The 22808-nt window shown below is 50.8% G+C and carries 22 protein-coding genes and 2 tRNA genes; 20 read left to right on the top strand and 4 right to left on the bottom strand.

The features are described 5' to 3' along the window. The first annotated feature begins 144 nt into the window (after window positions 1–144). Both ACLUXO_RS00530 and ACLUXO_RS00525 read left to right on the top strand, forming a co-directional pair. Window positions 145–870: a response regulator transcription factor gene (locus ACLUXO_RS00530; RefSeq protein WP_003613569.1), complete on the top strand. Its 726-nt coding sequence runs from the start codon at window positions 145–147 to the stop codon at window positions 868–870. Then, a complete protein-coding gene (locus tag ACLUXO_RS00525; RefSeq protein ID WP_412135889.1) occupies window positions 867–2432 on the top strand; it encodes a sensor histidine kinase in 1566 nt (521 codons plus the stop codon). The genes ACLUXO_RS00530 and ACLUXO_RS00525 overlap by 4 nt, the downstream gene beginning before the upstream one ends. A 47-nt stretch (window positions 2433–2479) precedes the next feature. On the opposite strand, the gene ACLUXO_RS00520 is transcribed toward ACLUXO_RS00525, so the two are convergent. Continuing rightward, window positions 2480–4702: an LTA synthase family protein gene (locus tag ACLUXO_RS00520; RefSeq protein ID WP_412135888.1), complete on the bottom strand. Its 2223-nt coding sequence runs from the start codon at window positions 4700–4702 to the stop codon at window positions 2480–2482. A gap of 148 nt (window positions 4703–4850) precedes the next feature. Here ACLUXO_RS00520 and ACLUXO_RS00515 point away from each other — a divergent pair, with 148 nt between their 5' ends. The 3 genes from ACLUXO_RS00515 to ACLUXO_RS00505 all read left to right on the top strand — a co-directional run bounded on the left by ACLUXO_RS00515 (window position 4851) and on the right by ACLUXO_RS00505 (window position 8669). Beyond that, window positions 4851–5477, top strand: a complete 627-nt coding sequence (locus tag ACLUXO_RS00515) for a VanZ family protein (RefSeq protein ID WP_003619073.1) — start codon at window positions 4851–4853, stop codon at window positions 5475–5477. A gap of 76 nt (window positions 5478–5553) precedes the next feature. Further along, window positions 5554–6894: a glucose-6-phosphate isomerase gene (locus tag ACLUXO_RS00510; RefSeq protein WP_412135887.1), complete on the top strand. Its 1341-nt coding sequence runs from the start codon at window positions 5554–5556 to the stop codon at window positions 6892–6894. 173 nt (window positions 6895–7067) lie between these two features. Then, window positions 7068–8669 carry a peptide ABC transporter substrate-binding protein gene (locus ACLUXO_RS00505; RefSeq protein WP_412135886.1) on the top strand — a complete coding sequence of 534 codons (1602 nt, stop codon included), beginning with the start codon at window positions 7068–7070 and terminating at the stop codon, window positions 8667–8669. A 107-nt stretch (window positions 8670–8776) separates the two neighbouring features. On the opposite strand, the gene ACLUXO_RS00500 is transcribed toward ACLUXO_RS00505, so the two are convergent. Together ACLUXO_RS00500 and ACLUXO_RS00495 are read right to left on the bottom strand one after the other, a co-directional pair. Continuing rightward, window positions 8777–8849 (bottom strand) — tRNA-Gln (locus ACLUXO_RS00500). A gap of 5 nt (window positions 8850–8854) precedes the next feature. After that, window positions 8855–8926: transfer RNA gene (locus ACLUXO_RS00495), tRNA-Glu, on the bottom strand. A gap of 170 nt (window positions 8927–9096) precedes the next feature. Between ACLUXO_RS00495 and ACLUXO_RS00490 the strand changes: the two genes are divergently transcribed. Together ACLUXO_RS00490 and ACLUXO_RS00485 are read left to right on the top strand one after the other, a co-directional pair. Continuing rightward, the gene (locus ACLUXO_RS00490) at window positions 9097–10101 is read left to right on the top strand and encodes a serine hydrolase domain-containing protein (protein ID WP_003613583.1); all 1005 of its coding nucleotides are present in this window, start codon (window positions 9097–9099) and stop codon (window positions 10099–10101) included. Window positions 10102–10123: 22 nt separating this feature from the next. Next, window positions 10124–10375: a hypothetical protein gene (locus ACLUXO_RS00485; protein WP_003619086.1), complete on the top strand. Its 252-nt coding sequence runs from the start codon at window positions 10124–10126 to the stop codon at window positions 10373–10375. A 61-nt stretch (window positions 10376–10436) separates the two neighbouring features. Here ACLUXO_RS00485 and ACLUXO_RS00480 read toward each other — a convergent pair whose 3' ends face one another. Further along, on the bottom strand, window positions 10437–11792 hold the full coding sequence (locus tag ACLUXO_RS00480) for a MurT ligase domain-containing protein (protein WP_412135885.1): 1356 nt from the start codon (window positions 11790–11792) through the stop codon (window positions 10437–10439). Window positions 11793–11932: 140 nt separating this feature from the next. Here ACLUXO_RS00480 and ACLUXO_RS00475 point away from each other — a divergent pair, with 140 nt between their 5' ends. The 13 genes from ACLUXO_RS00475 to ACLUXO_RS00415 all read left to right on the top strand — a co-directional run bounded on the left by ACLUXO_RS00475 (window position 11933) and on the right by ACLUXO_RS00415 (window position 22795). Beyond that, on the top strand, window positions 11933–12535 hold the full coding sequence (locus ACLUXO_RS00475; RefSeq protein WP_300616854.1) for a thymidine kinase: 603 nt from the start codon (window positions 11933–11935) through the stop codon (window positions 12533–12535). Between the two features lie 24 nt (window positions 12536–12559). Then, a complete protein-coding gene (gene prfA, locus ACLUXO_RS00470; RefSeq protein WP_412135884.1) occupies window positions 12560–13645 on the top strand; it encodes a peptide chain release factor 1 in 1086 nt (361 codons plus the stop codon). Next, window positions 13638–14480: a peptide chain release factor N(5)-glutamine methyltransferase gene (gene prmC / locus ACLUXO_RS00465; RefSeq protein WP_412135883.1), complete on the top strand. Its 843-nt coding sequence runs from the start codon at window positions 13638–13640 to the stop codon at window positions 14478–14480. The genes prfA and prmC overlap by 8 nt, the downstream gene beginning before the upstream one ends. Continuing rightward, window positions 14480–15475 (top strand): L-threonylcarbamoyladenylate synthase, encoded by a 996-nt coding sequence (locus tag ACLUXO_RS00460; protein WP_412135882.1) that lies wholly within the window; start codon window positions 14480–14482, stop codon window positions 15473–15475. Before prmC ends, ACLUXO_RS00460 begins: the two co-directional genes overlap by 1 nt. Before the next feature lie 99 nt (window positions 15476–15574). After that, window positions 15575–16204 (top strand): uracil phosphoribosyltransferase, encoded by a 630-nt coding sequence (gene upp, locus ACLUXO_RS00455; RefSeq protein WP_002880062.1) that lies wholly within the window; start codon window positions 15575–15577, stop codon window positions 16202–16204. A gap of 109 nt (window positions 16205–16313) precedes the next feature. Further along, a complete protein-coding gene (gene atpB, locus ACLUXO_RS00450) occupies window positions 16314–17033 on the top strand; it encodes a F0F1 ATP synthase subunit A (RefSeq protein WP_003613585.1) in 720 nt (239 codons plus the stop codon). Window positions 17034–17051: 18 nt separating this feature from the next. Next, window positions 17052–17279: a F0F1 ATP synthase subunit C gene (gene atpE / locus ACLUXO_RS00445; protein ID WP_412135881.1), complete on the top strand. Its 228-nt coding sequence runs from the start codon at window positions 17052–17054 to the stop codon at window positions 17277–17279. Window positions 17280–17328: 49 nt separating this feature from the next. Further along, window positions 17329–17835 carry a F0F1 ATP synthase subunit B gene (atpF, locus tag ACLUXO_RS00440; RefSeq protein WP_412135880.1) on the top strand — a complete coding sequence of 169 codons (507 nt, stop codon included), beginning with the start codon at window positions 17329–17331 and terminating at the stop codon, window positions 17833–17835. Further along, a complete protein-coding gene (atpH, locus tag ACLUXO_RS00435) occupies window positions 17835–18377 on the top strand; it encodes an ATP synthase F1 subunit delta (protein WP_412135879.1) in 543 nt (180 codons plus the stop codon). Before atpF ends, atpH begins: the two co-directional genes overlap by 1 nt. 22 nt (window positions 18378–18399) lie before the next feature. After that, window positions 18400–19911, top strand: coding sequence for a F0F1 ATP synthase subunit alpha (gene atpA, locus ACLUXO_RS00430; protein WP_412135878.1), 1512 nt, complete (start codon window positions 18400–18402; stop codon window positions 19909–19911). Window positions 19912–19921: 10 nt separating this feature from the next. Then, the gene (locus ACLUXO_RS00425; RefSeq protein WP_412135877.1) at window positions 19922–20884 is read left to right on the top strand and encodes a F0F1 ATP synthase subunit gamma; all 963 of its coding nucleotides are present in this window, start codon (window positions 19922–19924) and stop codon (window positions 20882–20884) included. A gap of 19 nt (window positions 20885–20903) precedes the next feature. After that, complete coding sequence (gene atpD, locus ACLUXO_RS00420; protein ID WP_412135876.1) at window positions 20904–22343, top strand: F0F1 ATP synthase subunit beta; 1440 nt, start codon at window positions 20904–20906, stop codon at window positions 22341–22343. Window positions 22344–22354: 11 nt separating this feature from the next. Beyond that, window positions 22355–22795 carry a F0F1 ATP synthase subunit epsilon gene (locus ACLUXO_RS00415; protein WP_270448241.1) on the top strand — a complete coding sequence of 147 codons (441 nt, stop codon included), beginning with the start codon at window positions 22355–22357 and terminating at the stop codon, window positions 22793–22795. Window positions 22796–22808: the final 13 nt, after the last annotated feature.

Raw genomic sequence — 22808 nt, 5'->3', positions numbered from 1 at the left:
CTATATAATTTAGTCAATTAGCCCCAAACTTGTGAGTTAAGTTTCGAGTTTTTTTCACAGAATGATTGGCGGCTTTTGATACTTTTTTGCTACGATTATAATATTAAGTGCGGATTGCACAATTTTTCGGTAAGAGGTTAAAACATGAAGATCTTAATGGTAGAAGATGACAAGTCAGTTTCACAAATGATGGAATTGTTCTTCAAGAAGGAAGGCTGGGAACAAGTTTCCGCCTACGACGGTGAAGAAGCAGTCGAAATTTTCCAGACTCACCCGCGGGACTTTGACATCATCACTTTGGACTTGAACCTGCCAAAGAAGGACGGGATTCAAGTGGCCAAGGAAATCCGCCGGATTTCTGAAACTGTGCCGATTATTATGCTGACGGCCCGTGACAGCGAATCTGACCAGGTTCTCGGCCTGGGTGTCGGGGCTGATGACTACGTAACCAAGCCATTCAGCCCGATCGCCTTGATCGCCAGAATCAAGGCCCTGCACCGGCGGGTAATGCTGGAAGGGCAGCCAAGAAACCTGCCGAAGAACATCCCAAGCAACGACTTCGACTTGGAAACCAACCACATCCGGATCTCCAAGAGCCGGCGGGAAGTCTACTTTGATGAAAACCGGGTTGAAGGCTTGACGCCAAAGGAATTCGACCTGCTCTACACCATGGCCCAAAAGCCAAAGCAGGTCTTCTCCCGGGAACAGCTCCTGGAACTTGTCTGGGGCTACGAATACTTCGGTGAAGAAAGAACTGTTGACGCCCACATCAAGAAGCTGCGCCAGAAGCTGGAAAAGTCCGGCCCGCAGATCATTCAAACCGTCTGGGGCGTGGGCTACAAGTTTGACGATTCACAGGTTAACGCATGAAACTGATTTATCAGCATATTCTGAGTTTTTTGGTAGTCATTTTAACCTCGGTCATGATCATTGGCTTTTCAACGATCAACTACCAGAAGGAACAGGCCTATCAAAGCAACTATACGCGCTTGGAAAGTTATGCCGAGAATCTTTCGACCCTGCAGCTGTACTCTAAAAAGACGCAGAGCAAGAATTCACCGCCGTTTTTTTCCGCGGATTTCCTGCAGAAGTTTTCCTTCGTCATGCGGGATGAAAATCTTAAACTGTTTTTGATGGACAAGAACTTTAAGACGACTTATCCCCTTGGCGGCTACGACATCTTGAAGAAGTCAGCCAAATCGATGCTGAAGAAGGGGCAGGTGGTCCGGATCAAGGATGACCACAGCAGCGAGCAGCAGGACCTTGCCCCGAAAATCCAGGGCCGGGTAAAGCGCGATGGCTTAAGAAAGCGGAGCAACCGCCTTTTTGCCGCTGAAAGCTATACCTGGGTCGTGGTTCCCCAGGTCCAAGGATCCGGGTCAAATAAGAAGGTCGTCGGGGCCATCATGATCGGTTCCCGGGTCAAGGATGTCCTGCAGACCGTGAGTCAGGCCAAGGCAAACCTGGCCAGAGCCCTGGTGATCACCTTCGCGGTCAGCTTGATCTTGAGCTTTATTCTGGCCTACTACCAAACTAGCCGGATCAAGAAGCTCTCCCTGGCTGCCCGCAAGGTTGCTGACGGTGACCTGGACGTCCAGGTTGACCACCGCCATGCCGATGAAATCGATGACCTGGCCGAAAACTTTAATGAAATGGTCCGGTCTCTGAAAGCCTCAAATGAAGAAGTCAAGGCCCAGGAAGAGCGGCGGGACCAGTTCATGCAGGATGTGGCCCACGAAATGCGGACGCCTCTGACGACGATTAATGGCCTTTTGGAAGGGATGAAGTATGATGCCATCCCAGAAGAATCAATTCCAGAGTCCATTGACCTCATGAGCCGGGAAACCAAGCGCTTGATCCGCCTGGTCAACGAAAACCTGGACTACGAAAAGATCAGAAGCGGGAAGATCCAGATGCTGAAGTCCCAGTTCAATGCCCGGACGATCATGAACGACGTTCAGCAGCAGCTGACCCAGAACGCGGCCAAGAACGGGGACAAGATTATCCTTGACGCTCCGGAAGATTTGCCGGTTTATGCTGACCAGGACCGCTTCAAGCAGATGCTGGTCAACTTGACCCAGAACGCCATCCAGTTTACCAATAACGGGACGATCACGCTTAGGGGCCGGCGCTTCCAGCATGGGGCGAACTTCAGCGTCCAGGATACCGGAATCGGGATGACCCAGGAGCAGAGCAAGTATATCTTCGAACGCTTCTACAAGGCTGACCCGGCCCGGGCCCGCTACGGCGGCACCGGTGAATCCGGCCTGGGCCTGTCGATTGTCCTCTCTTTGGTTCGCCAGCACGGCGGGGAAATCAAGGTTACTTCCAAGCCGCATGAAGGCTCAACCTTCATGATCACCCTCTTTGACCAGGGGCATGAGAAGCACTATGACAAGAAGGACAAGAAAGAGTCCAAAGATAAAGAATAGCGACTAAAAAAGCTTACCGGCTGCTGCCGGTAAGCTTTTTGCTTCTTCTATTCAGTTTTCTTGCTGCTGACTTTACTTGAGCTGGAACTGCTACTAGAGCTGGAGGAACTTGCAGTCGTGCTCTCATTCATGGAGCTGGATGAGGACAGGACGCTTTCCGGGATCTGGGTGATCTCGCTTTGCCGCTTGGCCAGCTGGCTGGCATCGGTCTTGTAAAGCTTGCTGGTGTCGCCCTTTTGGCTGATGAGGGCGGTTGACTGCTTGCCTAATTGCTCAATCAAGTCCATCATCTGCTGGTAGTTGGTGCTGTAGTTGTAATCGCTCGGGATGACCGGATTGAAGCCCTTTGGCGTGTAATAGCGGAGCAGGTTCTTGTTGTTGAGGGTGTCTGAGTAGGCCAGGGAGTTTTTGCTATAAGCAGCCAGCTTCTTGACTTCGGCTTTCTGCTTTTTGGTCAGCTTGGTCAAAAGTTTGCCGCTGGCGTCATAGACATTGCCCTTGCTGGTCTTGCCCCCGATCAAGACGTATTTCGGACTGATGACCGTCCCATTTCTGAAGACGACAATTTGCTTGTGCTCAGCGGACAGCATGTCCGTGCCGAACTGGACGTATTGCTTGCTGGAGATGCCTAGCAGGTGGAGGATGGTCGGCAGGACGTCGATTTCACCAGCCAGGGTTGACTTGATTCCGCCCTTTAAATTGGAAGCGTGGATCATGAAAGGTACCTTTTGCATCTGGGCGGTGTTGTAGCTGGACCAGTCATTCGGGTCCTTGCCGATCAAAGGCGCCAGGGTAGTGTATTCTTCATTGCTCAAGCCGTAGTGGTCCCCGTAGATGACGATCAGCGACTTCTCATAGAGACCGGTTTTTTTCAAGTAAGTGAAAAATTCCTTCAAGGCCTGGTCCAGGTAGTGGGCAGTCAAAAAGTAATTATTGATCGTCGCGTCACTGGTTGAGCTGGTCTTGAAGTTTGGATCCTGGTCAGCCGTGGCCAGTTCAAAAGGCGTGTGGTTGGTGACCGTGATGAACTTGGCATAGAAGGGCTGCTGCATTCTTTCCAGGTACTTGACGCTTTCGGCAAAAAAGAGCTTGTCCTTAAGCCCGTAGCCGGAGCTGTCCCCGCTTTCCTGACTGAAGTAGTTCTTGTCAAAGAAGTAGTTGTAGCCCATATTCTTGTAAACGTCATTCCGGTTCCAGAAGCTGCCGACATTGCCGTGGAAGACGGCAGAGGTGTAGTTGTTGTTTACCCGCAAGATTTGCGGGGCAGCCTGGAAGGTGTTGCTGGAGCCTAATGAGGTGAAGAGTGACCCGTCAGAGATCCCGTAGGTGCTGGTTTCCAGCATATTTTCCGCGTCACTGGTTCTGCCCAGGCCAACCTGGTGGTAGAAGTTGCTGTAAGACAGGGTGTGCTTGTTTTTGTAGAGGGAGTTAAGGAAGGGAGTAACCTCCTTGCCGTTGACCTTCATCCCGATCAAAAACTGCTGGAAGCTCTCCAGGTGGATGATGATCACGTTCTTCCCTTTTTCCGCCCCGAAGTATTCGGAATTAGCCGGAGCGTAATTCTGCTGGGTAAAGTTGATGATCTTGTTCAATTCACTGGTCGAAGCATTCTTGGTTACGGTCGAGCTGGATTCGTTCTTAATAGCGTCATAAACCGTGAAGGTGTCGATGCCCAGGTACTTGACCACGTAAGTCCGGTCAAAAGTGTTCTTGAGCAGGCGGGGCCGGTTGCATTCAGCCACCATCATGTTGAGGCCCAAAACGAAGAAGCCGAAGGACGTAATGGCAAAAGTTCTGGAAAAGCCGTATGACCGCTGGTCGATCTTGATTACTTTTACCGCCAGCAGGATGACGATGACGATTAGGTCCAGCCAGATTAAAATGTCGCTAGGCGCCAAAAGGGCCGCGCTGGACTTGCCCAGACCCTGGGAAACCTTGCTGAAGTTGGCCATGGTCTTGACGGTAATGAAGTCGGTGAACTGCCGGTAGTAAAGGACGTTGGCAAATAAAAGCGCCGTGTTGGCGAAATCGAGGGCCAGCATGGCGATATAGGAGGCCAGAGGCTTGGAAAAGTAAAAGCCCAAGCTGATCAAAATGATGCTCATGCCCAGGGGGCTGAACCACATGATGATGTGCTGGAGGGGATTGGCCAGGCCTAGATTGAAGTCGCAGTAGGCGACAAAGAGGTATTTCAGCCAGTAGCAGATGACCAGGAGGGCCAAAAAGCCAGTCCGGCTTTGAAATTTGCCGAGAAATTTGCTGTGTTTCAATGTCTTTCTCCTTTTATTACTGTCTTAATTTTAAAGGTTGTGGCAAAAATAGACAAATATTTCCCCAGAGTTATTGCTTTCTTAAAATTCTTCCCCCAAAAAAGCTTGTATAATGTAAGCAGACCTTAGTAGATTGGACCCAGCGAGCATGTTGTTTTTAGCACCTCTATACAATTATTTAGCCAGCCAGTACGCCACCCGGATCAATCACTTTGCCTTGATCAAGTTGACCTTGCAGGGCCTGGACAAGACAATTTTTTACTTCCTGCTCTTTGCCCTGGTCCGGGTCATCTGGCTTTTGGCTGTCCGTAAAAGGCGCGGGCTCTGGTCAGAATTCGGCCTCTGGCTCTTCGTCTTTTACTTTCTCCTGGTGCTGATGCTGACGACCTTCAGGTCATCCTACTTCCCTTGGGAACTGAATTTCCATTGGACGCGGCCGCTCAGCAATATCAACCTGGTCTTCATGAAGAATACCTGGAAACTAGTCTATGCCCAGAGCAAGGTCGACTTTTACTATAACTCTATGGGCAATATCTTAGCCTTCGTACCCTTCGGGGCCCTGCTGCCCAATCTGCTGCAAGTCAAGCGTTGCTTTGGCCGGGTCTTTTTCCTGGGGGTCTTGTCATCGGTGACGATCGAGATCCTGCAGTTTTTGCTCATGACAGGGGTCAGCGACATTGACGACGTCTTCTTCAATGCCTGCGGGGTCCTGCTGGGCTACGGGCTCTACTTTTTGCTAGGTCAAATTTGTGTAAAAAATCCCAATAAAGACTAGCAATGAAAGGGCAACAATGATATTATTATCTTGTGAATGATTTATTTAACATTTTCTAGTGAGGAAGCATAAATCAATGAATAGTGTAGTAAGTTTTGACAGTAGTAAATTGACTCCTTTTGTTCACGAAAACGAACTGAAGGAAATGCAAGCAATGGTTAACGCCGCTGACAAGGAATTGCGTGAAGGCACTGGTGCCGGCAACGACTTCCGCGGCTGGCTGGACCTGCCAGTTGACTATGACAAGGACGAATTCGCCCGCATCAAGAAGGCAGCCAAGAAGATCCAAAGCGACTCCGACGTTTTGATCGGGATCGGGATCGGCGGCTCATACTTGGGTGCCCAAGCAGCCATTGAATTCTTGAACTCATCATTCTACATGGCTGAAAAGAGCGATTATCCTAAGGTTGTCTTCTGCGGTAACAGTCTGTCAGGCACTTACTTGTCAGACTTGATCAACTGGCTGGGCGACAAGGACTTCTCCTTGAACATCATCTCCAAGTCCGGTACCACCACTGAACCTTCAGTTGCCTTCCGGGTTTTGAAGGCCAAGTTGATTGAAAAGTACGGCAAGGAAGAAGCAGCCAAGCGTATTTACGCAACCACTGACCGCCAAAAGGGTGCCTTGAAGACCGAAGCTGACGCTGAAGGCTACGAAGAATTCGTAGTTCCAGATGACGTCGGCGGCCGTTTCAGCGTTTTGTCAGCTGTTGGCCTTTTGCCAATCGCTGCTGCCGGCTGCGACATCGACGCCTTGATGCAAGGTGCCGCTGATGCCCGGGCTGCTTTCACTGACCCTGACCTAAGCAAGGACTCACCTTACCAATACGCTGCCTTGAGAAACATCCTTTACCGCAAGGGCTACACCACTGAACTTTTGGAAAACTACGAACCAAGCATCAGAATGTTTGGCGAATGGTGGAAGCAATTGATGGGTGAATCAGAAGGCAAGGACCAAAAGGGCATCTACCCGTCAAGTGCTAACTTCACCACTGACCTGCACTCACTTGGCCAATACATCCAAGAAGGCCGCCGGAACTTGATGGAAACTGTTGTCCGCGTTGCTGGCCCACGGGCTGACGTGGAAATTCCAAACGACGAAAGCAACCTGGACCAACTGAACTTCCTGGCCGGCAAGACCATGAACTATGTCAACGACCGGGCTTACGAAGGCGTTGTTTTGGCCCACACTGACGGCGGGGTTCCAGTTATGACTGTCAACATCGCTGACCAAAGCGAGCACACTTTGGGCTACTTGATCTACTGGTTCGAACTGTCAGTTGCTATCTCCGGCTACTTGAACGGGATCAACCCATTCAACCAGCCAGGGGTTGAAGCTTACAAGCGCAACATGTTCGGCCTTTTGAACAAGCCAGGCTACGAAGACTTGCACGACGAACTGGCAAGCCGCCTGTAATCTTTCGTAAATGAAACTAAGAAGAGCAAGATCCGCGGATCTTGTTCTTTTTTTGTTCAATTTGACATTTTTTGGTCAAAGATGATAAAAGAATTAGATTAAGTGCTACAATTTAAGGGGAGCAAACAGAGTATTGCTTATGTTACCGTTTTAGTAAGAGGGGGTAAAGGAAGATGTCATCAAGAAAAATTGCCTTGACTGGACTTGCTTTAGCTGCTTTAACGTTAACAGCCTGCAGCAAGCAGGAGAGCAGTCAAAAGGAGCAGGATTTGAACTGGTCAGTCGGCGGGGAAATCACCACGATGGACCCGTCCAAGGCCACGGACGTGGTCAGCTTCAGCCAGATGATCAATTCAATGGAAGGGCTCTACAGAAACAGCAAGGACGGGCAAAGTCCGGGCCTGGCCACTAGCGCCCAGGTTTCCAAGGACGGGCTGACTTACACTTTTAACCTGCGCAAGTCCAAGTGGAATGACGGCACGCCAGTAACTGCCCAGGACTTTGTCTACTCCTGGCGGCGGACCGTCAATCCCAAGACTGAGGCCGAGTACTCATATCTTTTTTCCGGGATCAAGAACGCCGATGCCATCCAAAACGGCAAAAAGCCGGTTTCCAGCCTGGGGATCAAGGCTGAGGGCAAGTATCAGCTGGTCGTCACTTTAGAGAAGCGGATGGCCTATTTTAAGGACCTCATGGCCTTCCCAGTCTTTTTCCCGCAGGAGGAAAAAGCCGTCAAGAAATACGGGGACAAGTACGGGACGGCTTCCAAGTACATGGCTTATAACGGGCCTTTTGTTCAAAAGGGCTGGACGGGATCCAACCTGTCCTGGAAACTGGTCAAGAACCCGGATTATTGGGACAAGCAGAGCGTCAAGCTTGACCAGATCAGCTTCACGGTCAACAAGACGGCGACTACCGCCTACAACCTCTACCAGTCAAATAAGATTGACGCCCTGGGCCTGGACTCCAATTTGACCAAGCAGTTCAAGGGCAAGAAGAACTACTACAGCCTCTCCAACGGGGGGACCTACTACCTGGAACTTAACGAAAAGAACCCGAACCTGGCCAACAGCAACATCCGCAAGGCCATCTCCCTGGCCATCAACCGGGAGAACCTGATCCGGATTTTAGGCGGCAACAACCAGGTGGCCAATACTTACACAGCCAAGGGCTTGACTGAATATGACGGGGAAGACTACACCAGCATGATTTCTTCCTCGGCCAAAGACCTCTACAAGTACCAGCCAAGCAAGGCCAAGGAGTACTGGCAAAAGGGCCTGAGTGAACTCGGCAAGTCCAGCTTGACCTTGAACCTGCTGACCAGTGACAGCGACGGGGGCAAGAAGACCGGCGAAGCCCTGCAGAGCATGCTGGAAACCCAGCTGCCAGGGCTGAAATTGACGGTCACCAGTGTTCCCTTCAAGACCCGCCTGGCCCGGCGGGAAAACGGCCAGTTCCAGATCTGCGGGTCAGACTGGATCGCTGACTTCGGTGACCCGATTTCCTTCCTGGAACTTCTGACCAGCAAGAACAGCTCCAACTATGGCTCCTGGAAGAACAGCCAGTATGACAAGCTGATTGCTGCTTCCAAGAACACCAATGACCAGGAAAAGCGGCTCAAGGAGATGAGTGAGGCGGAAAGCATCCTGCTTGACGATGCCGGGGTCATCCCGCTTTACTATGAGGACGATGCCTGGCTGATCCGGTCAAATGCCAAGGGCTGGATCTGCAAGCGGAGCGAGTGGAACTTTAAGGAAGCCTATGTGACTAAGTAGATTTGAAAAGAAGAAAAAAGTGCTAGACCAGAGCTAGCACTTTTTCATTTGCTTTGAAAAGGACAAGAAAAAAGGCAAGCTCCAGAGGAACTTGCCTTTCGGTATTATTGCGATGTCCGGGCTCGAACCGGAACATTATGGATTCAGAGTCCACTGCCTTACCAATTTGGCTACATCGCAGTAAATCACCCGTACGAGAATTGAACTCATGACTCCACCTTGAGAGGGTAGCGTCTTAACCACTTGACCAACGGGCGAAGTTTGTGTTCGAATTACCGACATTCATTATTATGCTTTCTTTGCAAGAAAAAGTCAAGGCTCCTGGCAAAAAAAGTCTAAAATTTTTTCAGGCTGGCTTGGAAAGGCTGAAAACTGCCGTATAATAGAGCTAATTGCCCGCACGGGCCTTTTAGAAAGGAGTCACCGCTTGCTTAATTTTCCTAAAACCCAGCTGCTGATTGAAAGCCTGGTTTCTGAAAGAATTGTTCCCGGAGTCAACTACGCCCTCTTGAAAGGGGACCAGGTCTTTGCCTCGACTTTGGGCTTTGCCAGCATCTATCCGGCTAAAAGCCAGCTGAGCCCTTTTGCCTACTATGACTTAGCCAGCTGCAGCAAGGTTTTGGCCACGACGGCTGCTTTCTTGCAGCTGAGGGAAGAGGGAAAGGTTGACTTTGCTGACCCCTTGCAAAAATACGTGCCGGAATTTAAGGACGGCCGGGTCCGCCTCAGCCATCTTTTGACCCACACATCTGGCATCCGGGGCTGGATTGAAAACCGGAATGCCTTGTCCGGCCCGGAATTAATGAGGGCGATCGTGGGCTTGCCAGTGACCAGCGAGTTTAACCGGGTGGTCCGCTATGCAGACACCAACTTCGTTCTTTTAGGCCTGGTTTTAGAGCGGATTACGGGCAAAGCAGTCCAGGACCTGGCCAGCGAGCGGATCTTCCAGCCAGCTGGCTTGACTGAAACGACTTTTGCCCCGCCAAAAGAGGAGTGCGTGCCAACGGAACTAGTTGACGGCCAGGTCATTCAAGGCTTTGTCCATGATCCTAAGGGCCAGCAATTAGGCCGGCGGTGCGGGTCAGCTGGCCTGTTTAGTACTGTCAGCGACCTGGTCAAAATGGGGCAGGGCTATATGGGGGTCAGTGACCTTTTACCATTAAAGAAAGAAACAATCCAAGACCTCTACCAGGTCAAGACGCCGGCGGGGTTAAAAGCCCGGTCCTGGGGCTGGAACCTGGTCTTTGACCCTAAGGAAAACTATCCCATTATCTATCACACCGGTTTTACCGGCACTTTGGTCTTGTTTGACCAGGTCAAGCAGTCCGGCTTGATTCTTTTGACCAACCGAGTTCACCCTTCCCGGCACAATCAGATCTTTTTGACCATGCGCAGCCGGATCATCAACGCTTTTTTGCAGGAAAACCGCTAGCTAGAAAGAGGAGCAAAATCACATGAAATTAAGCAATAAGCAAAAGGGCTGGCTGCTTTTAGCCGTCTATGGCCTGGTCATCATCATCCTGGGCCGTTTTAACAGCCGGATGTCGCCTTATTATGCCATCACCGCTATCGCGGCATTTGCCGTGGCCCTAATCGAGGGCCTGCTTTTTGCCTTTAGCAAGAACGCGACCTACAAGGCGGTTGCCTTTTTTGCCGGCTTGGTTGCCTTGATCAACGTAGTCGCCGTCTTAACCACGGCAATTTAAAAAATCCCGCGGCTGACCGCGGGATTTTTATTTACTCTTTTACTTACTTGCTTTGCGTATGCTAGTTGATCCTTCTCTTCAAGACGCCCTTGTCGGCAAAGACCTGCCGCAGGTGCAGCATGGCCGTGTAGGTTGAGAGAATGTAGATCTTGTCAGTCGGCGCCTTTGCAAAAGCGGCCAGCAGCTGGTCAAAGTCGCTTTCAATGATCATCTTGTCCGGGTCAAAACCGGCAACTTCCAGGCGGAAGGCCATGTCCTTGTGCCGCTCGCCGCCGACGATGACCTGGTCGATCTTGTCCCGGTCCAGGCTTTCAAAGTTCCCGTCCCAGATCCAGCTGGTGTCGATGCCGTCAGCGTGGTGGGCGTTTAAGAGGGCAGCCAGGCTGTAGTGGTCTTTTTCCGTGTCCAGGAGGCTGAGGACTTCGTTTAAGCCAACCGGGTTCTTGACCAAGATGATGTTGATCTGCTTGCCCTGGTAGTGAATCAGTTCCTGGCGGCCGAAGATCCGCTTGTTTTTGGCAAAAGCCGCCGCGATTTCATTGGCGGAAACGCCGAATTCTCTGGCGCAGGCAAAGGCGGCCAGGGCATTGTAAATATTGTAGGTGCCGCCGATGTTGATGGCGAATTCCTTGCCTTCAATGGTAAACTTGATCCGGCTCGGGGTCTGCTCGCTGATTTTTTCCAGCTTGTAGGTCAAATCCGGCCGCTTGTAGCCGCAGTTCGGGCAGAAGAAGTCACCCAGGTTGGCATAGGAAATTGCGTGGTAGTGCAGGATATGCTCGCACTTAGGGCAGAGGACCCCGTCAGTGTTGACGGCAGCCTTGAGGTCGTTTTGCGGTTTGTCCTGGTCAGTTTCAAAGCCAAAGAAGACTTTTGGATTCGGCAGGTCGACTGAAGAGAAGATGCTGGCGTCCCCGTTAGCGATGATGGTTGCCTCTGGCGCCAGCTTGATGCCGTCGACGATCTTTTCATAGGTCGTGTAGATTTCCCCGTAGCGGTCCATCTGGTCTCTGAAAATGTTGGTCAGGACAAAGGCCTTGGGGTGGACCAACTGGGTTACGGCCTTGACGTTGGCTTCATCGACTTCCAAAACGGCCAGTTTCCGGCTGCTTTTTTTCTGGCCATGAGCCAAAAAGGCGGTTACGATCCCCTGGGCCATGTTGGACCCGGACGGGTTGGTCAAAATATCGCCGTATTTTTCTTTCAAGGTCTGGGTGATGAGGGCCGTGGTCATGGTCTTGCCGTTGGTCCCGGTAACGATAATGGTCTCGTAGTCCTTGCCCAGCTGCTCAAGGACATCTGGGTCAAGCTTCATGGCCAGCTTGCCGGGAAAGCTGGTCCCGCCCTTTAAGACATTGTGCAGGAACCAGTAAGAGGATTTGCCGGCAAAAGTTGCGATGTTGGATTTAAAACTCATGATTAACTTCCTATTCTGCATTAAAACTATGATAAATCTTACCATAAGACGGAAAGTTTAGCGGCTAAAATGCGGAGCTTTTAAACTTTTGCAAAATACACTATACTTATTTGAGCGAGATTAATACAAAGGTGGAGAATATGGCACAGTTTTTTTTCGAATACGGAGCGATGGGCAGCGGCAAGACGATTGAAATCTTGAAGGTTGCCCACAACTACGAGATTCAAGGACGCAAGGTGGCTTTATTGACCAGCAGCGTTGACACCCGGTCCGGCCGCGGCGTGGTGGCTTCCCGGATCGGGCTCAGCCGCAGCGCCCAGCCGATTGAGCCGGACCTGGACCTCTTTGACTACATCGCGGCTTTGAACCAGCAAGAGCAGGAGTCTGACGGCCACCCCTTAGCGGCGGTCTTGATCGATGAGGCCCAGTTCTTAAAAAAGGACCAGGTCATCCAGTGTGCCCGGGTCGTGGACGACTTGCACATTCCGGTGATGGCCTTTGGCTTGAAGAATGATTTTCAGAACCATCTTTTTGAAGGCAGTGAGTATCTTTTGCTTTATGCTGATAAAATAGAAGAGATGAAGACAATTTGCCACTTTTGCGGGCACAAGGCAACCATGGCCCTGCGCTACAAGGACGGTTTGCCCGTCTATGAGGGCGAGCAGGTGCAGATTGGCGGCGACGAGGCCTACTACCCGGTCTGCCGCTTCCACTATTTCCACCCCGATCAGGCAAGAGACTAGTTTTTATTTGGAAGGATTGATTAAATGGATAATGTAATGGCACAGCTGGAAAGCTTGGAAGTGCGCTATGAAGAAATTCAGGAAATGATGGCCGACCCGGAAGTCATCGCTGATACCAAGCGCTACATGGAAATTACCAAGGAAGAAGCTGACATGCGGGAAGTCGTGCAGAAGTTCCGCAAGTTCAAGGCCGACAAGGAAGAAATTGCCGGCAACAAGGAAATCATCGCTGACGGTTCAGATGCCGAGCTGGTTGAAATGGCCAAAATGGAAAACTCTGAGCTGGAAGATGAAATCAGCCAGCTGGAAGATGAAATCAAGATCTTGATGCTGCCAAAGGATCCTAACGATGACAAGGACATCATCATGGAAATCCGGGGGGCAGCCGGCGGGGATGAAGCTTCCCTGTTCGCGGGCGACCTGCTGCGGATGTATGAAAAGTACGCGGAAAACCAGGGCTGGAACGTCTCGATCGTCGACAGCGAACAAACTGAAGTTGGCGGCTACAAGCGGGTGGCTATCATGATTACTGGCAACAAGGTCTACTCCAAGCTGAAATATGAAAACGGGGCCCACCGGGTGCAGCGGATCCCAGTAACTGAATCAGCCGGCCGGGTGCACACTTCAACTGCTACCGTTGCCGTCATGCCAGAATATGAACAGGTTGACATTGACCTTGATCCAAAGGACATCCGGGTGGACGTCTACCGGTCATCCGGTGCGGGCGGTCAGCACATCAACAAGACTTCCAGTGCCGTCAGAATGACCCACTTGCCAACCGGTATTGTGGTTGCCATGCAGGACCAGCGGTCCCAGCAGCAAAACCGGGCCAAGGCCATGGAAATTTTGAAGTCCCGGGTTTACGACTACTACGAAAGCCAGAACCGGGACAAGTACGACGCCAAGCGGAAGAACGCGGTCGGCACTGGTGACCGGTCAGAAAGAATCAGAACCTACAACTACCCGCAAAACCGGGTGACTGACCACCGGATCGGCCTCACTTTGAACAAATTGGACCGGATCATGAACGGGGAACTGGACGAAGTCATCGATGCTTTGACGGTTTACTACCAAACCAAGCAATTAGAGGAGCTGGCAGAAAATGCCTAAGAGTTTACGAGAAATGCGGATTGAGGCCAGTGAACTGGCTGAAAGCGCCCGGAACGAGGAAATCGACTTTCTTTTGGCTGAGCGGCTGGGCCTGACGCCAAGCCAGTTTCAGCTTAAGCAGGACATGGAATTGTCTGACGCTGAAGTCAAGCAAGCCAGAAAGGACATGAAGCGCCTGGCTAAAGGGGACTCACCCCAGTATATCCTGGGCTATGCCTGGTTTTTAGGCTACCGCTTGCGGGTGGCCAAAGGCGTGCTTATTCCCCGCTTTGAAACTGAGGAACTGGTTGAATGGGCCCTGGCGCATTTAAAAGACGGCGACACTGTCCTTGACCTGGGGACCGGGTCAGGCAATATTACGGTGGCCCTGGCCAAGGAAGCTGAAAGCAAGGGGATCAAGGATCTGCATTTTTACGCCAGTGACGTTAAGGATACCCCGCTCAGAATCAGTGAAGAGAACTTTTTGGACTACGGCCTGGACGTAACCACCCGCAAGGCCAATGTTTTGCTGGGCCTGGGCAAGTTTGACCTGATCATTTCCAACCCGCCTTATATCAAGCCCAGCGAGAAGAACGTGATGGACAAGAGCGTTCTGGCCAATGAGCCGGAAGAAGCCCTGTTTGGCGGCCAGGATGGCCTGGCCTTTTACCGGAAGTTCGCTGAAGAAGTCAGAGACCACTTAAATCCGGGCGGCCGCTTCTTCATGGAATTCGGCTTTAGCGAGGAAGATGAGCTGAAGGCCCTGTTTGCCGAAAAATTGCCGGACTTTAAGGTGGAATTCCGCCGGGACATGGCCGGCAAGCCGCGGATGCTGTTTGGGGAGTGGCAGAAATAATGGAAACCAAGATTTTTAAACGGGAACAATTAGATGAAGCAGCCCGCCTGCTTGGGGAAGGGGAATTAGTTGCCTTTCCGACTGAAACGGTCTATGGCCTGGGGGCTTTGGCCACCCGGGATGATTCAGTCAAAAAGGTCTACGCGGCCAAAGGCCGGCCTAGCGACAACCCCTTGATCGTGACCGTGGCTGACGAAGCCATGATGCGGCCTTACGCTAAGGAAGTGCCGGAGCGGGCAGAGAAGTTGATCAAGCACTTTTGGCCTGGTCCTTTGACCATCCTGCTTTTGGCCAAAGAAGGGGCCCTGCCGGAATCAGTAACCGGGGGCCTGCCAACTGTTGCCTTCCGCTGCCCGGATGACCAGCTGACTCATGACTTGATTGCCAAGCTTGGCTACCCAATCGTCGGGCCTTCAGCCAACACTTCAACCAAGCCGAGCCCAACCACGGCCCAGCATGTCTATCATGACCTAAAGGGCAAGATTGCAGGGATTGTTGATGGCGGTGAAACTGAAGTGGGCCTGGAATCAACCATCGTCGACTTGTCAGTTAACCCAGCGGTCGTTTTGCGGCCAGGCAAGATCACCCCAGAAGAAATCAGTCAGGTTTTAGGCGAAGAAGTTTTGATCAACCGGGGCCAGGTAAGTGACAAAGACGTGCCGAAGGCGCCGGGGATGAAGTACCGCCACTACGCGCCAAGCGCCCAGGTTTACGTGGTCGACCAGGTGGAAACTTTTGCCAAGCTGGACCTGGATGCTTCCTGCGGGGTTATGGCAACTAGTGACCTTTTGGAAAACTTGCTTGTACCTGAGGAAAATAAGTTCAATTTAGGCAAAAATCTGACGGAGGCTGACCACAACCTGTTTGCCGGCCTGCGCTATTTTGACGACCGGCCAGAAATTGAAAAAATTTATGTAGAGGGCTTTAATCAGGGCGAGGAAAGCCTGGCCTACATGAACCGTTTAAACAAGGCTGCCGGCAGGCATCATGTCTAATCTGGACGATTTAACGTTTTTAAAAAAGAAATGGCTTTAAACCATTTCTTTTTTTATTTATAATAGAGATGACATGGTATTTTTGAATGGAGGAACTATATGGGAAAGTTCACTGTGTTAAACCATCCGTTGATTCAGCACAAGCTGACGATCATTCGCCGCAAGGAAACTGGATCAAATGAATTTCGGAGAATCGTTGGCGAAATCGCCGGTCTGATGACCTACGAAATCACCCGCGACCTGCCTTTGCAAGACGTTGAAATCGAAACGCCAATGGGCAAGACGGTGCAAAAGGAACTGGCCGGCAAGAAATTGACTATCGTGCCGATCCTGCGTGCCGGCATGGGCATGGTCAACGGGGTTTTGGAAATGATTCCGTCAGCCAAGGTCGGTGTCGTTGGCATGTACCGTGACGAAGAAACCTTGAAGCCGGTAGAATACTTCTTCAAGGTTCCTAAGGACGTTACGGAACGTGAATGCCTGGTCGTTGACCCGATGCTGGCTACTGGCGGTTCCGCCAACCTGGCCATTGAAGCTTTGAAGAAGCGGGGCGTGACTGACATCAAGCTGGCTGTCCTGGTTGCAGCTCCAGAAGGCGTTAAGGCTGTGCAAGACGAACACCCGGACGTTGATATCTACGCGGCTGCCCTTGACGACAAGCTGCTGCCAAACGGCTACATCTTCCCAGGTTTAGGGGATGCAGGTGACCGGATCTTTGGGACTAAATAATTAAAAAAGTCGCTATAAAAGCGATTGCAAAAGTTCCAATTAATTTTTATTGGTGTACAATAAATGACGTGTTCGAAGAATTCAACACAAGAAGGGAGGTCACGAAGAATTGGAGAAATCACTTGTCTTCAATATTAACGGTACCGGACTGAATGTCGACTTGGTCGGCATTATCGGTTCGACCTTGATGGCAATTGTGGTTTTTGCCATTTGTTACGCTCTTTCACGTAAAGTTGAAATGAAACCGAACAAGAAACAAAATGTTCTGGAATACCTGATCGATTTCACCGACGGGATTGTCAAGGACAACGTCGAAGACCCGGCTGCGCAAAAACATCTGTCTCTTTACGCCTTTGTTTTGTTCCTTTTCATCTTCTGCATGAATCAACTAGGGTTGTTCTTGGAAGTGAAAGTCGGTGACTATATGGTCATCAAATCACCAACTGCTGATCCAGTGACGACGATGTCGTTCGCGATGATGACCTTGCTTCTGTCATTTACCTTCGGGATTCAGAAATTTGGCACGAAGGGCTACCTGCAGAACTATGCACGTCCTGTCGGTTTTCTTTTGCCGATTAACATCATTGAAGAATTTACCAACTTCTTGACGTTATCGCTGCGTCTCTACGGTAATATCTTTGCGGGTGAAGTCCTGCTGACCCTGATCGGGAACCAGCTGGGGCCAAGCATGGGGATTGTAACCAGAATCCTGGCTGCGCCGCTCGCAATGATCTGGCAAGGTTTCTCTGTCTTCATTGGCTCTATCCAGGCGTATGTTTTTGTAACCCTTTCTATGGTTTATATTGGCAAGAAGGTTACACAAGAATAATTTTTCGGAGGTTTTATTATGACTACAGGTTTAAAGGATTTAGCTGCTGCACTTGTTGCTGGTATTGCTGCTTTGGCTGCTTCATGGGGGAACGGTAAGGTTATCTCAAAGACGATCGAAAGCATCGCCCGCCAACCAGAAAGTGCTGGTAACTTGAGATCAACTATGTTCATCGGTGTTGGTTTGATCGAAGCCGTTCCAATCCTGGCTATCGTTATCGCTTTCTTGATTTTGTTCCTGAATTAACCAGTCGTTAAATTACATTAGTTACTAAATTGAGAGAGAAGGATTGTCGATGGAATTGCAACCAGTATTCGCCGGCGCTGAAATCTCAATCATTAATACCCTTTGGTATTTAATCGTATTCAGTATCCTTTTGCTGGCCGTCAAGCATTATGCCTGGGGCCCGGTAAAGGACATGATGGAGAAGCGCCGTCAGAAAGTCATTGATGACTTGGATCAAGCTGCTAGCGACCGCAAGAAGGCTGAAACTTTGGCCAATGAACGGGAAGCAGCCTTGAAGAATTCAAGACAAGAAGCAACCCAGATTCTCTCCGATGCCAAGAGTAATGCGCAAAAGACCGGCAAGCAAATCGTCAGCGAAGCTAACGATGAAGCTTCCGCTATCCGGGAAAAGGCCAAGGCAGATGCAGCCCAAGCTAAGACTGATGCCTTGAACGAAGCCCGCGACGAAGTTGCTGATCTTTCTGTGACGATTGCGGAAAAGGTAATTGCTAAGAACTTATCTGCTGCTGATCAAAAAGATTTAGTTGATCAGTTCATTAAGGGGTTGAACGATTAATGGCCTTAAGTAGAGAAGAAACGGCAAGACGCTACGGAACAGCGATCTTTGACTTTGCCAAAGACAGCGGCAAGACTGAGCTCATGTACAGCGAACTGACTGAATTGAAGCAGGCAGTTCAAGCAGAGCCCCGTTTTGTCCAGGTTCTGAGCAATCCTGTTTTGGACGCCAAGCAAAAGGAAAGTCTTTTGACGGCGGTTGAACAGGGCTTTTCTGCAGAGCTGCAAGAAGTTTTAAACTTCTTGCTTAGCTATGATCGTTTTGACAACTTGGTTGACATCATTGACTACTACATTCACCTGTACAATGCTGCCAACCACATCGGAACGGGTGTCGCTAAGACTGCATTGAAGCTAGATAAAGATCAGCTGCAGCGCCTTGCGGACAGCTATGCCAAGAAATATGGCTTGCAGGTACTTAATCTTGAAAATGAAGTTGATCCAGAAATTATCGGCGGCGTGGTCCTTGAGGTTGAAGGCCGCGTGATCGATGGCTCAGTAAAGCATCGATTGGAGAAAATCCGCGCCGTGTTAACAAAGTAAGTATTATAAAGAGGTGAAACCATTGAGCATTAAAGCGGAAGAAATCAGCTCTTTAATCAAGCAGCAACTTGAACACTACGACGATAAGCTGGACATCGAGGAAGTCGGTGTCGTAACTTACGTCGGCGATGGTATCGCCCGCGCTCACGGCTTGAACAATGTCTTGTCAAGTGAGCTTTTGCAGTTCGACAATGGCGCCTACGGTATCGCCCAAAACTTGGAAAGCAATGATGTCGGTATCATCATTCTGGGCAAGTTTGACGACATCCGTGAAGGCGACCGCGTGAAGCGAACTGGCCGGATTATGGAAGTTCCAGTTGGGGATGCTTTGATTGGCCGGGTTGTGAATCCACTGGGCCAGCCAGTTGACGGCTTAGGCGAAATCAAGACTGACAAGACTCGGCCAATCGAGTCAAAGGCGCCAGGCGTTATGCAGCGTCAGTCAGTTAACCAGCCTTTGCAAACTGGTATTAAGGCCATTGATGCGCTGGTGCCAATTGGCCGTGGTCAGCGTGAGCTGGTTATCGGTGACCGTAAGACTGGTAAGACCAGTTTAGCGATCGACACCATTTTGAACCAAAAAGGGCAGGACGTAATTTGTATTTACGTCTCAATCGGTCAAAAGGAATCAACTGTCAGAGCACAAGTTGAAACCTTGAAGAAGCTGGGGGCGATGGACTACACCATCGTGGTTGAAGCTGGTCCTTCAGAACCGGCACCAATGCTTTACATCGCGCCATATTCCGGGACCGCGATGGGGGAAGAATTCATGTACGCCGGCAAGGACGTCCTGGTTGTCTTCGACGACTTGTCCAAGCAGGCGGTTGCCTACCGTGAACTTTCCCTGCTGCTTCGCCGGCCACCTGGCCGTGAAGCCTACCCAGGTGACGTCTTCTACCTGCACTCACGTTTGTTGGAACGGAGTGCCAAGCTGAGCAAGGAACTGGGCGGCGGCTCATTGACTGCCCTGCCATTCATTCAGACTGAAGCCGGGGACATCTCCGCCTACATTCCAACCAACGTTATTTCCATCACTGACGGACAGATCTTCTTGCAAAGTGACCTGTTCTTCTCCGGTACGCGTCCAGCCATCGACGCCGGGGCTTCTGTTTCCCGTGTCGGCGGGGCCGCGCAGATCCCAGCCATGAAGAAGGTTGCCGGTACTTTGCGGACCGACCTGGCTTCATACCGGGAACTGGAAAGCTTTGCCCAGTTTGGCAGTGACCTGGACCAGGCAACGCAAGCCAAGCTGGCCCGCGGCCGGCGGACCGTCGAAGTATTGAAGCAGCCGCTGCACAAGCCGGTTGCCGTTGAAAAGCAGGTTGTCCTGCTTTACGCTTTGACCCATGGCTTTATGGACGCGGTGCCAGTCGATGATATTGCTCGCTTTGAACAAGAACTTTACACCGACTTTGACGCCAACCATGCTGATCTGTTAGCTGAAATCAAGTCAACTGGCAAATTGCCAGATGAAAACAAGCTTCAAGAAGCTCTTCAACAATTTGCATCCAGCTTTTCATCAAGTAACAACTAGGAGGTAGAATATGCCTGCATCTTTACTTGAATTGAAGAAGAGAATTGCTTCTGTCAAGCAAACGAGTAAGATTACTGAAGCCATGCACATGGTTTCAGCAGCTAAACTGAATCAGACTGAAAAAAGAGACAAGGGCTACCAGGAATACAACCAGCTGCTGCACCAAACCGTGTCCCGGCTGATGAGTGCCAGCGTGATCAACCACTTGAACAAGGCTAATTACCGCCTGACGCAAGACAACATTGACTCCATCGACTATGATGACGTCTTTGGGATGGGGATCATTTCTGACATGATCAAGCCCCGTGAGGAAGTTCACTCCGTGGGCTACCTGGTAGTAACTGGTGACCGTGGTCTGGTCGGCTCCTACAATAGCTCAGTCATCAAGCAGATGATGAGCCTGGTAGCTGACGACAAGCTGCAGGGCAGAGAGTCCAAGATCCTGTCAGTCGGCAGCGTTGGCTCCCAGTTCTTCAAGAAGAACAACCTGAACGTTGTCTACGAAAAAGACGGTGTTTCAGACGTGCCAACCTTCAAGGAAACCCTGCCAATCGTTTCAACGGCGATCAAGATGTACTTGAACGGCGTTTATGACGAACTGTATGTTTGCTACACCCACCACGTGAATTCTTTGTCTTCAGCCTTCCGGGCCGAAAAGATGCTGCCGATCGTCGACCTTGACATCGGGACCATGGAAGCCAAGGAAAGCAAGAAGATTGAATTCGAAGTTGCCCCTGACATTGACAGCGTTTTGGCAACCTTGCTGCCGCAATTCGCGCGGGCGGAAATCTATGGCGCTATTTTGGACGCCAAGACCGCCGAACACGCAAGTTCAATGACGGCCATGAAGAGTGCCACGGACAATGCCAAGGACCTTGTTTCTAGTCTTAGTTTGCAAATGAACCGTGCAAGACAAGCACAAATCACTACTGAATTGACTGAAATCGTCAGTGGTGCGAATGCACTTGAATAAGAGAAAAGGAGGTAGAAGTTTGAGTCAAGGTGAAATCGTTCAAGTAATCGGCCCTGTTGTCGACGTCAAGTTTCCAATTGGCAAAGACCTGCCAGACATCAACAATGCCTTGAAGGTCATCAAGTCAGACGACGACTCGATTATCCTTGAAGTTACTCTTGAACAAGGCGATGGCGTTTTGCGCTGCATCGCGATGGAATCTACCGATGGCCTTCGTCGTGGGATGAAGGTTGAAGATACTGGGAGCTCAATTTCCGTGCCAGTTGGTCCGGATACCTTGGGCCGGGTCTTCAACGTTTTAGGTCAACCGATTGATGGTGGTCCAGAATTTCCAGCTGACCACCCTCGCTCCGGGATCCACAAAGAAGCACCTAAGTATGATGAATTAACTACTAGCCGTGAAATCCTGGAAACCGGGATCAAAGTTATCGACTTGCTGGAACCATATCTTCGTGGTGGTAAGGTCGGTCTGTTCGGTGGTGCCGGGGTCGGCAAGACCACGATCATCCAGGAATTGATTCACAACATTGCCCAGGAACACAACGGTATTTCCGTCTTCACCGGTGTCGGGGAAAGAACCCGTGAAGGTAATGACCTTTACTTCGAAATGAAGGCATCCGGCGTTTTAGACAAGACCGCCATGGTCTTCGGGCAGATGAACGAGCCGCCTGGTGCCAGAATGCGGGTCGCTTTGACCGGTTTGACGATCGCTGAATACTTCAGAGACGTTGAAGGCCAGGACGTGCTGCTCTTCATCGACAACATCTTCCGGTTTACTCAGGCCGGTTCTGAAGTTTCCGCCTTGCTGGGCCGGATTCCTAGTGCCGTTGGTTACCAGCCAACTTTGGCAACGGAAATGGGTCAATTGCAAGAAAGAATCACTTCCACTAAGAAGGGGTCAATCACCTCTATCCAAGCCGTTTACGTTCCAGCCGACGACTACACTGACCCTGCGCCAGCGACTACTTTCGCCCACCTGGACGCGACGACCAACTTGGAACGTAGCCTGGTAGAACAAGGTATCTACCCGGCCGTTGACCCACTTGAATCAACTTCCAGTGCCCTGGACCCTGAAATTGTCGGCCAGGAACACTACGACGTTGCGACCCGGGTTCAGCACATCCTGCAACGTTACCGCGAACTGCAAGACATCATCTCCGTTTTGGGTATGGATGAATTGTCAGATGAAGAAAAGCTGATCGTTGCCCGGGCACGTAAGATTCAGTTCTTCCTGTCACAAAACTTCTTCGTTGCCGAAGTCTTTACCGGTGTTCCAGGCTCATACGTTCCAATCAAGGAAACGATCAAGGGCTTCAAGATGATCCTCGACGGCCATCTTGACGACTTGCCTGAAGATGCCTTCAGAGGCGTTGGCCCGATCGAAGACGTTTTGAAGAAGGCGCAAAAGATGGGGGTTACCCCAAGCGATCCGGAAGCAAAAGCCTTATTAGAAAAGTAGGTTGATGCATCATGGCAGAAGCAGAGAAACTGTTTAAGATCAATATCGTTACGCCAAACGGGTTAATCTATTCTCACCGTGGCAGCTCCGTCTCAATGCGGGCTATTGACGGCGACCGGCAGATTTTGTACAACCACCTGCCGATTTTAACTCCGCTGACAATTGGTGAAGTCCGGGTTCAACGCGGCGCCGATGTCGACCACAAGGTTGATCACATCGCCGTCAGCGGGGGGATCATCGAATTCGCCAACAATGTGGCAACGATTATTGCCGACAACGCAGAACGCGCGCGCAACATTGACCTCAGTCGGGCTGAAGCTGCCAAGCAGCGGGCCGAGGCGCACATCAAGGAAGCCAAGGAAAAGCACGACGAGCAGTCATTGGAACGGGCTCAAATTGCTTTGCGGCGGGCTGTAAACCGGATTCACGTTTACGACGCGCTGCACAAATAAGGGAAAAGAGCGG

It is taken from the genome of Lactobacillus delbrueckii subsp. bulgaricus (assembly GCF_046938665.1).
GTDB classification, from domain to species: domain Bacteria; phylum Bacillota; class Bacilli; order Lactobacillales; family Lactobacillaceae; genus Lactobacillus; species Lactobacillus delbrueckii_C.
The sequence above is the reverse complement of the archived record's forward strand: the minus strand, read 5'-3'. Positions and strand labels throughout refer to the sequence as shown.